The following is a 14,022-nucleotide window of genomic DNA, read 5'->3' as shown; positions in this document are numbered from 1 at the left end:
CCAATCCCACACTGATTTTAAAATGTTATGGGCATTAAGATTTTTTGATACATGCCGATGGCTAGTGCCAGGCATGTGTGCGGGCGTTGTTGGTGAAGAAATCAAGGGCATGGGAACAACTACCAAACAGAACATTATATGCCAGCGATGGCTGGGTTAAATTATATGATGACGGTACAATACAGGCTCAGATATTCGCATGTTTGTCTTTCGAAAACCGCCAGATGAAGCCATCCAGTACATAGTGGGTTAACTGCGGAAGCACGAGGAGCGGAACGATTATAGAAAGTAATACAGGGCTCTCCAGCGGAGCCTGCTGTGTGAAGAACGGAAATATATCGGTGTGATCTTTCCAGACAAAAACATCCCAGAACGTTTCTTCGGTATAGGCGAGCACCAATAGCACCACAACAAACATGGCAATACCTTTTATGCCGAACGAAAATGTGGATGCTGCTTTCTTTTCGCCATGTATCCAGATCAGTCCCATATAGGGTATACCGTGGGCAACCACATTAAGCAGGGTAAAGATCAGATCGCCTTGAAAAGTTATAATCCCTACATACCATGAAAGGTATGTGCCGGCCATGATCATGTTCTTGGGAATGTTGAACAGGCGATTTCTGTAACTCACTACAACTTCCTTGATGCAATACAGAATGATGATGGCGGCAAATATAGCGGTGAGTATAGGATCGATGGGAAGGCCGGGGAGGGGAATAAAATCACCTTTTACGAACCAGCTCAGTTGTTGTGTGAGGTGAAGATGCCAGTATAGCAGAGGATATACTGTAGCGTTGTAAATGGCGGCAGAATCGATGAGTCGTATCCATGATCCGGCTTTTTCCTGGCGGGAATACAGCCGCATGAACCCATACTGCTGCCGGATAAAATGATATACGGCTATATAAGCGAGTACACGCCAGAATATACCGGCATTATAAAAATGAAGGGCAGCCCCTGCAATAAATGCAACAACGGGAATAACGATCAGCATTTTTTTATACTGCCGAAAGGTAGGCCTGTCCCAATACAGACGGAAGAGTGTGCTGTATACATGGCTTACATCAATGCACAACACGAGCACAATCCACCAAAGCGAAGTAACTTCATGTTGGGTAAAATACTTTTGAAAGATAAGTACAGCGGCTACTGGCAGGAGCGAGGGCGCCAGGATGAGCCACGTTTCCCGGGAGGCGTTGCCAAGCCAGGGTTGCCGCGATGTAGGTTGAGCCGATGTCATGCAGAAGCTATAGAATTGATCGAGCTGTTAACAATGCGTTCAATGCCTGCCTGGCTGCCGTATGGCCATGATAAAAAGCATGTTCGAAGATAGAGATTCCGCTGAGATCGGAGTGAGCGAAAAAGATTTTTTCTCCTACAGGTGCCGCAGCATTTTTTCGATCTGTACTCCAGATAAACCCGGGAGATGGTTTGATCATACCATGTCCCCATACCCATATATCCATGCGCTCAATATATTGCTCGATGCGGGGGTGAGGCTGCTGCAGGTCTTTCAGAATGATGTCTTTCCATTCATTCCAGTTCCGTTGATAAGCTTGCTGACGGATGGCCCTGATATCTTTACCCAGTAAGGGTTTGTAGTAGGTGATGATGTTTTGTTCGGGCAGGAAACTTATAAGTTGATGCGATGCGTTTACATAGCCAACAGCATCGCTGCCATAGATCACATTGTCCCAGCACAATTGCTCGCCTTTTCGTTCTTCAAGCGAAGCGCTGAGGGTAATGTTAGCCACCATCCAAGGGGCATATTCGAAACGGGTATAGTCCAGTGAGCGGTTGATTTTCCCGGGCAACATACGCTGGTTTACGAACTGTGGTGTTGCTACAATGGCCGTTTGCGCACTGATCTTTATAGTCTGTTTCTTTACCGTATCATAGTATAAAATATCAACGCCTGTATTGGTCGGCTCTATGTGATAGGCCAGCGCCCCGGTATATATATGCGATGCTATATTTTTGCGAAGTTGTTTTACCAGCCAGTAGTTACCTTCCGGCCAGGTAAGCACCGAATCGTACGATGCGTTGGCTGCCTTGCCTTTGCGCGAAGCAAAGTAATGTATACCGGCCCAGGCAGAAGTTTCTGTCAGTGAAGAGCCATAATCGTCCGCACAGCAATAATTTACATACCAGTGCAGGTAAGGCGATGTAAATCCATTGTTTTGCAGGAATGTTTCCATCGAGATGGCATCGAGCTGTCGGTACTTTGCATCCTGCGATGAACAGTCAACCGGTATAGCAAATGCCTCGCGCCCATCGGCATCTAGCTGCTGGCGAAAGTCATTCATCATGGCCAGGAAGCGTTCAATCTGCTCGCGATCTTTTATACCAATGCCTTCGTGTGGTATAATTCCATCCTGCCAATAATGATTTATATAAAGCCGCTCTTTCGGATCAAAACACAAATAGTATTCATTATATACCGGCAAATCATTTTCATAACCGGTAATAACCTGAGCATCCTGAAGAAAAGCCATCAGCTCCGGGTCATTGTTTCCCGGCAAAGGCAGGTAATGTGCGCCCCAGGGATAGGCTCCGGCAGCATTGCTTCCGCCAATAGAGTTGCCGCCCGTGTCATCGCCTAATTCAAGTAATATAAAATCGTTGGTGGCTCGTTTTAGATAACGCGCCGCGGAAAGTCCTGCTACACCACCGCCAACAATAACAACGGATGTATGGATGTTTTCAGAAGGCGGATCGAATTGCATAGCGCGCAGCTTGTGGCCGAGGGCAGCGTTCGGGCCTTGCATACTGCCTGCTATAGTGCGCGGCTTGCATGCCTGCATGGACGAGAGCAGGAGCGAGGAGCCTGCGGCTGCCTGAAGCGTTTGCTTAACAAATTTTCTGCGCGTGATCATCGGGTATAGTAAGCCCACTCTTTTTCAAAAGTATTTACCAGCACCTGGTTGTTCAGTGTATTGTGAGGGCTTCCCCGCACAATCATATCGGGAGGGAAGACTTTCATTTGCCGGGCTGTTTCTTCATTCAGGAAACGCAGGCCGTTGGGAAAATGATAGTTATTCACCAGGGGCTTTTTACTGGCCATCACAAATCCCCATTCGCCAAATGAAGGTACATAGCAGTGATAGGGCTCGGTATATAAACCGGTATATTTCAACGTTTCGTCTACGATCCAGAACGATTTGCACGCTACATAAGGTGAAGTAGATTGTACCACCAGGCACCCGGTAGTGTTTAGCAGGCGTTGCAGCTCTCGGTAGAATGATACCGTATATAATTTACCCAATGAATAATTGGAGGGATCGGGAAAATCAACTACGATAAAATCGAAATGCTCTTTACTTTCGCGTATCCACACAAACGCATCGGTGTTGATCACTTTTACTTTGCCCGAAGCAAGGGAATTACTGTTAAGCCGGGCAAGGGTGGTGTTGGATTGAAAAAGATCCGTCATTGCTTTATCAAGGTCTACCAGCGTAATACTTTTTAGGGTGGGATATTTGAGTATCTCGCGTACAGCCATGCCATCGCCACCACCCAATACCAACACTTTTTCCGGATGGTTTAATCGCGATAAACCCGGATGAATCAATGCTTCATGATACCGATACTCATCGGCAGAGCTGAACTGTAAATTTCCATTGAGAAATAAACGCCAGTCCATCTGGCTTTTGGTAAGCACAATACGCTGATAGGGACTTGACTTTGCATATACTACCTTATCGGGATAGGTAAGTGATTCTGCAAAAGCAGTAAGTTTCTCAGAAGCTATAAAGCCGGCAGCGAGGAAGAGTAAACATACGATGGCCGACCATTTTAACCGTGAATAGCTTCGGATTTCATATTGAAATCGATACGCAACGATCCAGGCTACCACTACATTAAGGAACCCAAAGAAGAAAGATGTGCGCAGCAACCCCAGGTAAGGAATGAACAGCAGCGGAAAGAGTAGTGAAGCAAAGAGCGCTCCTATATAGTCGAAGGTAAAGATGCGTGAAACGAGGTCGCTGAACTCGATGCGATCTTTCAATATGCGCATCAGCAGCGGAAGTTCCAGCCCCACCAGGGTGCCGGTGAGTATTACCAATGTATAGAGTATAACTCTGAAATATACCACCTGCTCGAATACCACGAAAAGTATACCGGCACTGAATCCTCCTACCATGCCCACCAGCAATTCGATGCTGATGAACCAGGAGAGCAGATGATTCTTCATGAACCTGGATAGGTACGACCCGATGCCCATAGCAAAGAGATAGGTGCCAATGATTGTTGAAAACTGAGTAACGGAGTCGCCCAGTAAATAACTGGCCAGCGTACCTGCTACCAGTTCGTAGATGAGTCCGCAGGTGGCAACAATAAAAACGGAAATGAGCAGCAGCCACTGAAAGCCACTGGCTTTATCTCCCGATGGTTTCATGCAACTGCTTAACTGTGTATAGCTGAACCAATAATGATGCCCATGGCGATCATGAACGCTCCGGCAACAATGGCCAGTGCAATGTTGTTCTTCTCGATGATCTCTTTCCAGAGGTTTTCCGGTGTAATCTTTTCAAAAAACCAGAAGCAGATTCCCAGTATAAAAATCCCTATCAGGGAAAAGACTACCGATGCGAGTACATATTTCCATTCCATATATATAGTGTTAGTTGGTTTATTTGTGATAAAAATAGCCTCTTCCGGTATGATGCCCGCGAGCGCCCGATTGCTCGTGCGTGGTAGTGGTGGGATTAAACCAACGCCACCCTACCATGCCGGAGTAGATATATAGTGACAGTACTGCAAACACAAAAGCAAGGTAGTATTTCAGTCCTTTCAGTTCGTTCCAGGGTATCATCGTTATTCGGAATAATATGGTGAATAATCGCTTTCGCTCCAGCGGTTTACTTCTACCATACGTTTGCGTATGAAGTAATAGATCGGAAAGATCATCAATAGAAGTATGGTTATCCAGAAGTTAAAGAACATGGAAACATTTCGCGTTACCTTCATGGAAAATGTCTGATACGATGTGCTGAATTCCGGGTATATATTGACGTGGTAACGACCTCCGGGAATTTGGGAGATCAAGGCTGTGCCCTTCGTAGAGCCTTCCGACCAGCTTTCGCCATCTTCTATACCGGAATAGTATTCTATATCTTTTGAAAAATTATATTCTACGCCCGTAGTTTCACTGATCAGCGAGAAGTCGGCATAGAACCAGTCGTTGGTTAGCGGTGCATAAAGTTCGAACTGCAGGTTTCCCATGCTTCCGTTTACATCAAAAGAGTTTGATACCAGCATCTTCTGATCGTTCATCGCTTTTTGATCGAAGTCACCATTGAATACCACCGTTTCCTCTAAAGAATGTGACAGGATGATCTGTGCGAGAGCAACGACAATGAGGAGAAAAAGAGAAAGTGTGATCAGCGATTCATCCTTAAAAGAAGTTGACATCGGTTGTGTGTAACCTCTTCCTTTCTTGCCAGGCAACTTGCTTACCGGTATATTAAAAGCAGCGGCAATCTCTTTCCGTGTGCAATATTCGCCTTTACACCACAGCACGCTATCAGAACTTTCCTCTACTGCAAGCAAGAATGGCGGTGCTATATATTCACGGTTAAAAGTAGCATCGGTCATGTCTACCACATCGAAAAAAAATTCTCCGCGGGCATACTGAACCGTTGCATTATACTTCTGGAAAATGCGATACTGAAGTTCATCGTAATCTACCTCATAATCTCTTAACCCTCCGATGGGTCGTGGATTCTCTTCGATCGGCCAGATAAAATTCCAGTGGCCGTTATACTCGGAGAGAAATGCATAACCCTCGTACGGGTTGAAGAGTAGATACTCGCGCCAGGAGTAATGATACTTCGTCTCCTGTTTTACAACAAAGCCCATCACTTCATAAATAACACCGTCAAATCTTCCTTTGGCTCCAACAGGAATTGCGGGTTCTTCTTTCGTTATGAAGGAAACCGAAGCAGCATCGTTCCAACTGCCGAGGCGAAAGTAATATCCGCAGCCCGAACAGGTCATGGCCAGCGTCATGGCTTTGCCACGTACGGTGTTGACTGTTTTGCAGTGATTACAGGTTACGGTATAATTATTTCCACTCATCCCATTCCAGAATATTGGTAAGCTTCAAATTTTCGCGGGCAACTTTTTCGCCTGTCAGAATATATACATTTTCTTTCTTGTGCACTGTAAACATTGCTGTCTCTCCATTGTTATTGCTGGCTTGTATTACGAAGAAGCCACGATGGAGGGCAGGCCACTGGCCAATCTCGCCTTCGAAGCGAAGCCGCTCGCATCGTTCAACGTACTCACCGCGCACGGCTATATCTTCGTTAAGCTGTATAGACTTGTCTGCCCGTAATTTTGATGGACTTTTTGTATAGCGCTCCCAGGAAGTAGTAAAAACGCTAAAGCTTCCAAATGACTCTGCTATCCAGAGACATTTTCCTGTGCTGTATACTGCGGACCAAAAATTCTTATAATCATTTCTAAGTTGAAGTCGTATGCGGCCAACAATTGTGAAAGGTTGTTCTTTGTATATGCCCGCAGAACCAATCTTTAAAAAGCTCCAGTCTTCGGGAACGGGTTCAGCTTTGACGGGTTCGGCTCCCACGACACTTTCGGAGAATATCATTACGGAGCAAACGCGACACACGATAAGAAATGCTTCTTCAAGCGACACTGTATGTGCAGTACTACAATTCGGGCAACTATAAAAAGTATTTCTTTCCACAATTAGCGATTGATGATTTGTTCGAAAAGTATATCGGCTTGAAAATAATTTCGCACGGCTTCATACAGCCCATGCGTTGTAGCGCGATTGTCTTTCAGGTAATTGGAAAGAAAGACATCAAACGTAGCATATTGTTGTTCGGGCCAGGTATGTATGGAAAGGTGCGATTCGGTAAGACAGATTACACCGGTATAGCCGCCACCAGGAAAGTTATGATATGCTTCGCCTACTTTGGTAAGCTGAAAGTCGCGTATCTGTGTTTCAATAAAATCTTTAAAGAAATGATAATCAACAAGCTTGACAACATGCGGGACCGATAGATTGGCCACGATGTGCAAACCGGATACAGCTGAACGTGCAGCAGCGTTGGTTACAGGTAGAGAATGCAGTGTGTTCAAAGGAACAACATTTTGTGTAAGGTTACTAATTTTTTATGAGCTGTTCAAATTATTGCCAACCGGTAAGAAAGTAGTTATTCAGGTTGTTGTGGGAAATAAATTTAAATCCCTATAACACAAAGGAACACGAAGAAGGCATAGAAATCACAAAGATACAGCGTATGTACACTATAATCCAGCTGCTGCCAGAATGCGTGCTACCCATGCTGTATACATTTTGCCCGAAGGATGCAGGCCATCGCCGGCAACAAGATCCGGCTCGGTAAAGCCGTGTCTGGATATATCCGTGATGTTAATATAGGTTATACCGAGCCGACCGGCTATTGTTTTGTTTACGGCATTGAATGCGTCTATACCTTGGCTGATCTCTGCCTGTTTCTCTTTACCAAAGGGTGTGTAACCATAGTCAGGTATAGATAGGACAAACACATGCGATTTTATACCGCCTGCCAGGTGGATGGCTGTATGCAGCAGTTCTTCAAATTCAGGAGCGTAGCTTTCGGCAGATTTACCCTGGTAGTAATTGTTCACGCCAATCAACAACGATACAAGAGTATATTCCGGTTTAAGGTGCGCATGTTGTATGGCGTTTTTGAGATCATCGGTGCGCCAGCCCGTGGTAGCAATAATAATGGGATCACTACAGGTTATTCCTTTCTTTCGTAACGCTGTTGCGAGCTGAACGGGCCATCGCTGCCTTGCATCAACACTCTCGCCAATGGTATACGAATCGCCCAGCGCCAGGAATTTTACTCCATCAGCAATCTTCAATGGTTGTGCCATACTCTGCATGGATATGAACATGAATATCACGATAAACTTTTTCATACTCAAGCAATTGTTCGGTTGTTGTCTAACCGCTGTAAAGAGAAAGAGGATGGTTTGCGGCCATCCTCTTTTATAACAGTATTATATATACTTATGCTGCTACGGCTGCGGTCTTCTTTCTGTTCTTCATGTAAATCACCAGCCCGGTAAATGCAAATACAAGTATAATCGGTATGATCAACGTTACGTTAATGATCTCCGGACCGGCTGCTTTCTTGGCTTCCGCAAGCAACGCTACTTTGTCGGCATCCGACACACCTGCAGGGAGTTTGCTTTCTACCAGTTCGTTGTAGTATCCTCCCATAAAGATCAGGTATAGCGATACTGCAAACATACCGGCACCGCCCATAAAGTTAAGTCCAACAGCACCGGTTCTGGGAAGATTTTCAGCAACGAATCCGATCATGGTTGGCCAGAAGTAACATACACCCATACCGAATACAAGTGCTCCTACAAAGATCATGTTACCGGTTGTATGGCCTAATAAATAAAGTCCTACCACCGAAAGAATTGCAGAGATCAACAATACACCTTGTGGCGAAAAACGGTGTACCACCGGTTCTGCCAGTCCTCTTCCTACCACCATTACACCGGTTGTGAGCGTAAGGATCAGGATTGCATTATCGGTAACACTCTTCAGGAGTACATCAATCCACTGACCAGTGAATAATTCAGTGATGGCGGTTCCGAACATACAAATGATCATAAAAATGAACAGCGGGCTTAATACAGCTTTATACATATCGCCGGTTGATACCCCTGAGGCTACACGTTCCGTTACAGGGAACTCGAGTTTGGAGAAGAAGTAGCCATAGAGCAGTGTAGGTACCAGCATGGTAGCGACTTGTACCTGCCAGCCAATTCCGATTTTGCCAAAAATGAATACGATCAGCGTACCGATCACAATACCTCCGGGGAACCAAAGGTGAAAGTGATTAAGCTTGGTTGTTTTATTCTCCGCGTAAATGGTTGCTACCAGCGGGTTGCAGGCTGCTTCCACGGTTCCATTGGCAATACCAATGAGCAGGGTTGAAAGAAACAAAGACCAGTATCCGGTAGCGAAGATGGTGAGCACAATACCGAGCAAGTGAAAAACGAACGCGATGATAAGCAGGCGTTTCATGCCGATAATATCCACCACCATACCACCGATGATTACGGCCAGCGGGAATCCCCAAAAGGCAGTCGCGGTGATCACACCCAACTGGGCGCCATTAAGATTAAATATAGTGCCCAGTTCATTGAGAATACCTGCCCGGATACCAAACGACAGCGAAGTTACCAGCAGTGCCAGACAGCTAGCCCAGAAGAGCCGGGAGCGATCTATAGATTGTTTCATGGTCAATAGGTTTAAGTTTCGAAGGCATGAATATGCTGTGATTTTTTTTCTTCTGCAACACAAATGATGCGGTAAAATTTATTTTAAATCGATTGCAAAGTACGGTAAAACTTGTAATCTTATGGTCGAAATGACTATAATATGCGCCTGATACCTATCCTTATTATTCTCCTGGGCATGTTGGCTTGTTCCAAGCCCGATTCCGGTACGCCTGCTTACAAGAATCCACAACTATCGGCTGAAGAAAGAGCGAAAGACTTGCTAAGTCGCATGACGCTGCAGGAAAAGACAGCCCAGATGCACTGTGTCTGGAATGATAAAGCAACGATGCTGCTGGACTCTGCCGGTAACTTTGATGTTGAAAAGGCGCGGAAGAATTTTAAGGATGGCCTGGGTCAGGTTGGACGCCCCAGCGATACAAAAGGCGGACTTGATCCGTATCAGACCGCATTGCTGACCAACGCTATTCAAAAATATTTTGTAGAAGAAACTAGACTTGGTATTCCGGTTTTCTATCATGAGGAATGTTTGCACGGCCATGCAGCGAAAGGTGCAACCAGTTTTCCGCAACCGATAGGATTAGCAGCAACCTTTAATCCTTCACTCGTTGAAGATGTATTTACACTCGTAGCAAAAGAAGCACGACTGCGGGGTGCACACCAGGCTTTATCTCCGGTAGTAGATGTGGCGCGCGATCCGCGCTGGGGCCGGGTAGAGGAGACGTATGGGGAAGATCCATACCTGGCCGGTGAAATGGGAGTAGCGGCAGTAAAAGGTTTTCAGGGCGATGGTACATTTAAAAATGGCGAGCATGTAGTGGCCACGTTGAAACACATGGCAGGCCATGGCTGGCCCGAAGCCGGTAATAATATAGCGCCCGCCAATGTATCGGAGCGTGTGTTGCGTGAAGTGTTCTTCTATCCCTTCAGGCAAGTAGTGCAGCGTGCGCATCCCGGTAGTTTGATGGCATCGTACAATGAAGTGGATGGCGTTCCATCGCATGCCAATAAGTGGATGCTGCGCGATATACTGCGCGGAGAGATGGGCTTTGGTGGATATGTGGTATCTGATTACTATGCGGTGCGTGAGCTTGCCGATCGTGAAGGGCTCTTTGGAAATCACGTAGCAGCCAACGGAGATGAAGCTGCCAAAGTAACAATAGAAGCCGGTGTAAATATAGAGCTGCCGGAGATAGACTGCTTTAAGAATCTTGATTCGCTGGTACAAAGTAAGATCATTGCTGAATCGCTTATTGATGAACTGGTGTTGAAGATGCTGGAGTATAAATTCCGCATGGGCCTGTTTGATAATCCGTATGTCGATCCGGAAAAAGCAAAAACTTTTATCGGAAGCGAGGCGAATCGCAAGCTCGCACATGAAGCTGCCCTGCAGACGATTACGTTATTGAAGAATGATAACCAGGTAGCACCGATCAAACGCGAGAAAATAAAGCATATAGCAGTGATTGGCCCCAATGCAAATCGTTTTCTACTGGGCGGATATAGCGGAGAACCGACTTTCTTCACTACGGTATATGACGGTATAAAACAAAAGGCCGGCGATAAAATAAAAGTGTCTTATAGCGAAGGATGTAAAATTACCACTACCAGCGGCTGGAACCAGGATAAGGTAGAAGTACCTACACCGGAAGCTGATCGTAAACAGATAAAAGAAGCAGTAGCATTAGCACGCACGGCCGATGTAGTAATACTCGCCATCGGACAGAACGAACAGGTATCGCGCGAAGCCTGGAGTAAAGAACACATGGGCGATCGCACAACACTGGATTTAGTAGGAAGGCAAGATGAACTGATCGATGCCATAGCAGCAACCGGGAAACCCGTAATCGCATTTGTCTTCAACGGAAGTCCGCTGTCATTTAATAATCTTGTGAAGAAAGTACCCACTGTTTTTGAGTGCTGGTATTTAGGGCAGGAGATGGGAAACGCTGTAGCCGATGTACTCTTTGGAGAGTATAATCCGGGTGGTAAGCTTCCAATAACGTTCCCTCGCTCGGTAGGACATATACCGGCATACTATAATTACAAACCGGCTGCGCGCAGAGGATATCTCTTTGACGATGTAAGCCCGCTGTATGCTTTCGGGTATGGCATGAGTTATACTACCTTCGAAGTAGGCGAACCGGTGCTATCCAATACCTCCATAAAGATTGGCGACAGTATAAACGTATCGGTAACGGTTAAAAATACTGGTACTGTAAAAGGCGATGAAGTAGTGCAACTATATATTCGCGACAAGGTAAGTTCTGTTACGCGACCGGTTAAAGAACTGAAGGATTTCAAACGCGTAACACTTGAACCCGGCGAACAGAAAACAATTGAGTTTTCCATAACTCCTGAAAAGCTTTCCTTCTATGACATCAACATGGCATGGACAACAGAGCCCGGTGAATTTGATATCATGGTAGGAAACTCTTCACGCGATCAGGACCTGAAGCATGGATTGCTGACGGTGAGCCGCCAGGAATAGCCGCTAGCTACAAGTTTCTAGCTGCTAGTTGTGACTCCAGCAACCGGAGGCTTGTAGCTAGCAGCTTCTCAGTAGCTATTTCTCCATATACATAATCTCCCAATGGTGTCCGTCAAGATCATAAAAGCCCCGGCCATACATCCATCCCTGATCTTGTGTTTCGTTTGGTGATGTAGCACCTGCGCGAATCGCTTTGTTTACAAGGTCGTCTACTTTTTCGCGTGTGTCAGCAGAGAGTGTAAGGATCACTTCGGTTGCTTTGGACGGATCGGTAATTTCTTTTCGGGTAAACGTCTTGAAGAAATCACGCACTAACAGCATCACATATATATCTTCTGTCACGATCATGCAAGTGGCGTGCTTGTCAGTAAACTGAGGATCGAATGTATAGCCCATTTTTGTAAAGAACTTTATTGAACGGCTAATGTCCTTTACCGCCAGGTTCACAAATATCTTGGTTCTCATAACCCGGATAAATTTAGATATGCAAACTTATCAGGATATACAGGAAGAGTTGTTGCCTGAACGCGACAATCTATAGGGTGTTTTGCGACAAGAAATTATGGCTGGATAAAAAAGTGTCAGAGCAGGGAAGGAGTGCTGGCGGTTTCACGGGCCTGCTTTTGATACTGGAACGGAGAAAAGCCTGCAAATTGTTTGAATATTCGGATGAAATGAGACTGGTCCGAAAAACCGTTGTCGAACGCAACATCCGAGAGATTACTATAATCGTTGTTTCTTAATTGCCGCAACGAAGCTTGAAACCGGCAGACAGTGGAGAAGACTTTTGGGGTAATTCCTATATATTGATTGAACTTGCGCTCCAAACTTCTTTCAGAGAGATTAAAATGTTTCTGAATATCGCGCAACGTTATTTGTCCTTTCGATTGAATGATCGTGGTAACGGCTTGTTGGGTTACCGGATCTGGACGGGCTTCATTTCGCTTTACTTCATTACTTAGAAAGATAGTAAGTATAGAAATCTGTTCCTGTGTCGTGGCTGCATTCAATAATTGTTCTTCCAGTGAATTAGTCCTTCGCCTGGACCATACGCTCATGCCGAAACAAGAGTCAGCAAATTCGTGGGCATCGAAGCCGAATAGAGATTTAAGTGCATCGGGATGAAAGCATATACCGGCTGTGCAAAATTTTCCAGTCAGGAACAGCGCAGTGCGGGTGATGGTCTGTCCGTAGAGAAATACAGGCGCCATCTTATTTCCAAACTCATCTTTAAATACACCCTTGTCAACAGGTTGTACAATGAACCCCGGGCACCCATCGGCCAGTGGCCCCAGCGTTGCGGGACCGACGTCATCACCATAGCTTTCCAACGTCCAGAAATACCGGACGTACTCCTGAAGATGAAATGGTGGCGCAATCTGTCTGAAGTGCATGACCGGTATAACGTCTACAACGTGGGCGCTGTTACAATTTTGCTACGCTATTCAAACAATTCCTGTTCTTCCGTATAGTAAGTTACGCGTGAATTGATAGTGGTAGAAATAATCTTTCCGCCGGTGGGACTATGTGATTTTTTTGAATTATGGATGTCCAGGAAATCCCGAACCTCACCGCTGATGATATCAGGTTCTTTTTTGAGGATTTGTTTCTCAGCATGTTTCAACACCGACTTAATGGATTTCGCGAGTCGCTTGATGGCAGCATCCGGTATTTTATTGCCAATCGAGAACGGAGATATTTTTGCGTCCCACAGTATTTCATCGGCGTACGCATTTCCTATACCTTTCAGGTTGTGTTGATCCAGCAATATATTTTTAATGTTGGTCTTTTTCTTTCCCAGCACGGCTTTCAGAAACGCAGCATCTACTTCATCCGACATCGCATCGGGCACCTCGCTCGGCTCAGGGTTCAGCGTTATAGTAGCTGCCTTTTGAAAGTCCGTCAGAACAAGTTTTGTGTCGTCATCAAAAATTACTTCCAGTATTGTGTATTTGGGCTCTTCATCTTTATCAACTACATAGAGCTTGCCACGCAGCATCATGTGTAGCCGAAGTATAGTATCCTTTCCAAACCGGAAGCTGAGCTCTTTTCCATCGCGGAATACTTCTGTTAACGGTTGTTTGTCCAATGCCTTTTTCAGTGCTGCTTCAGTAGCGTTTGACTTTTTGCTCAATACAAGATTTACATCTTTCACCTTCTTCTTATGCAATCGCTTTTGAAGGTTAACGCTGAAAGCCTGGAGATCTGGTAGTTCGGGCATATTGGTATGTTGTTAGTGATTTGTTTACGTT

Annotated in this window: 14 protein-coding genes; 1 reads left to right on the top strand and 13 read right to left on the bottom strand. The window is 45.5% G+C overall.

Annotation, left to right across the window (positions count from 1 at the left end; genetic code table 11):
- Window positions 1-187 precede the first annotated feature (187 nt).
- From V7Q33_RS21030 to V7Q33_RS20985, 10 genes are all read right to left on the bottom strand, one after another.
- Window positions 188-1,243, bottom strand: coding sequence for a hypothetical protein (locus V7Q33_RS21030; RefSeq protein WP_333821166.1), 1,056 nt, complete (start codon window positions 1,241-1,243; stop codon window positions 188-190).
- 7 nt (window positions 1,244-1,250) lie between these two features.
- Window positions 1,251-2,879 carry an FAD/NAD(P)-binding protein gene (locus tag V7Q33_RS21025; RefSeq protein ID WP_333821165.1) on the bottom strand — a complete coding sequence of 543 codons (1,629 nt, stop codon included), beginning with the start codon at window positions 2,877-2,879 and terminating at the stop codon, window positions 1,251-1,253.
- Complete coding sequence (locus V7Q33_RS21020; protein WP_333821164.1) at window positions 2,876-4,402, bottom strand: polyamine aminopropyltransferase; 1,527 nt, start codon at window positions 4,400-4,402, stop codon at window positions 2,876-2,878. Before V7Q33_RS21020 ends, V7Q33_RS21025 begins: the two co-directional genes overlap by 4 nt.
- Before the next feature lie 8 nt (window positions 4,403-4,410).
- Window positions 4,411-4,617, bottom strand: coding sequence for a DUF350 domain-containing protein (locus V7Q33_RS21015; RefSeq protein ID WP_331982965.1), 207 nt, complete (start codon window positions 4,615-4,617; stop codon window positions 4,411-4,413).
- A 19-nt stretch (window positions 4,618-4,636) separates the two neighbouring features.
- Window positions 4,637-4,819 (bottom strand): hypothetical protein, encoded by a 183-nt coding sequence (locus tag V7Q33_RS21010; protein WP_331982963.1) that lies wholly within the window; start codon window positions 4,817-4,819, stop codon window positions 4,637-4,639.
- Between the two features lie 2 nt (window positions 4,820-4,821).
- Window positions 4,822-6,084, bottom strand: a complete 1,263-nt coding sequence (locus tag V7Q33_RS21005) for a DUF4178 domain-containing protein (protein ID WP_333821163.1) — start codon at window positions 6,082-6,084, stop codon at window positions 4,822-4,824.
- Window positions 6,071-6,664 carry a hypothetical protein gene (locus V7Q33_RS21000; RefSeq protein ID WP_331982959.1) on the bottom strand — a complete coding sequence of 198 codons (594 nt, stop codon included), beginning with the start codon at window positions 6,662-6,664 and terminating at the stop codon, window positions 6,071-6,073. Before V7Q33_RS21000 ends, V7Q33_RS21005 begins: the two co-directional genes overlap by 14 nt.
- A 53-nt stretch (window positions 6,665-6,717) precedes the next feature.
- Window positions 6,718-7,113 (bottom strand): S-adenosylmethionine decarboxylase family protein, encoded by a 396-nt coding sequence (locus V7Q33_RS20995; protein WP_333821161.1) that lies wholly within the window; start codon window positions 7,111-7,113, stop codon window positions 6,718-6,720.
- Window positions 7,114-7,281: 168 nt separating this feature from the next.
- Complete coding sequence (locus V7Q33_RS20990; RefSeq protein ID WP_333821160.1) at window positions 7,282-7,941, bottom strand: SGNH/GDSL hydrolase family protein; 660 nt, start codon at window positions 7,939-7,941, stop codon at window positions 7,282-7,284.
- A gap of 91 nt (window positions 7,942-8,032) precedes the next feature.
- A complete protein-coding gene (locus V7Q33_RS20985) occupies window positions 8,033-9,280 on the bottom strand; it encodes an MFS transporter (RefSeq protein ID WP_333821159.1) in 1,248 nt (415 codons plus the stop codon).
- A gap of 141 nt (window positions 9,281-9,421) precedes the next feature.
- Here V7Q33_RS20985 and V7Q33_RS20980 point away from each other — a divergent pair, with 141 nt between their 5' ends.
- Window positions 9,422-11,770 carry a glycoside hydrolase family 3 N-terminal domain-containing protein gene (locus V7Q33_RS20980; RefSeq protein ID WP_333821158.1) on the top strand — a complete coding sequence of 783 codons (2,349 nt, stop codon included), beginning with the start codon at window positions 9,422-9,424 and terminating at the stop codon, window positions 11,768-11,770.
- 75 nt (window positions 11,771-11,845) lie between these two features.
- Here V7Q33_RS20980 and V7Q33_RS20975 read toward each other — a convergent pair whose 3' ends face one another.
- From V7Q33_RS20975 to V7Q33_RS20965, 3 genes are all read right to left on the bottom strand, one after another.
- Complete coding sequence (locus V7Q33_RS20975; protein WP_331982921.1) at window positions 11,846-12,235, bottom strand: VOC family protein; 390 nt, start codon at window positions 12,233-12,235, stop codon at window positions 11,846-11,848.
- Window positions 12,236-12,351: 116 nt separating this feature from the next.
- Window positions 12,352-13,164 carry a helix-turn-helix transcriptional regulator gene (locus V7Q33_RS20970; RefSeq protein WP_333821157.1) on the bottom strand — a complete coding sequence of 271 codons (813 nt, stop codon included), beginning with the start codon at window positions 13,162-13,164 and terminating at the stop codon, window positions 12,352-12,354.
- Between the two features lie 47 nt (window positions 13,165-13,211).
- Window positions 13,212-13,991, bottom strand: a complete 780-nt coding sequence (locus tag V7Q33_RS20965) for a DNA-formamidopyrimidine glycosylase family protein (protein WP_333821156.1) — start codon at window positions 13,989-13,991, stop codon at window positions 13,212-13,214.
- Window positions 13,992-14,022: the final 31 nt, after the last annotated feature.

Origin of the sequence: Ohtaekwangia sp., from assembly GCF_036786105.1 — a bacterium.
GTDB lineage: Bacteria > Bacteroidota > Bacteroidia > Cytophagales > Cyclobacteriaceae > Ohtaekwangia.
The sequence above is the reverse complement of the archived record's forward strand: the minus strand, read 5'-3'. Positions and strand labels throughout refer to the sequence as shown.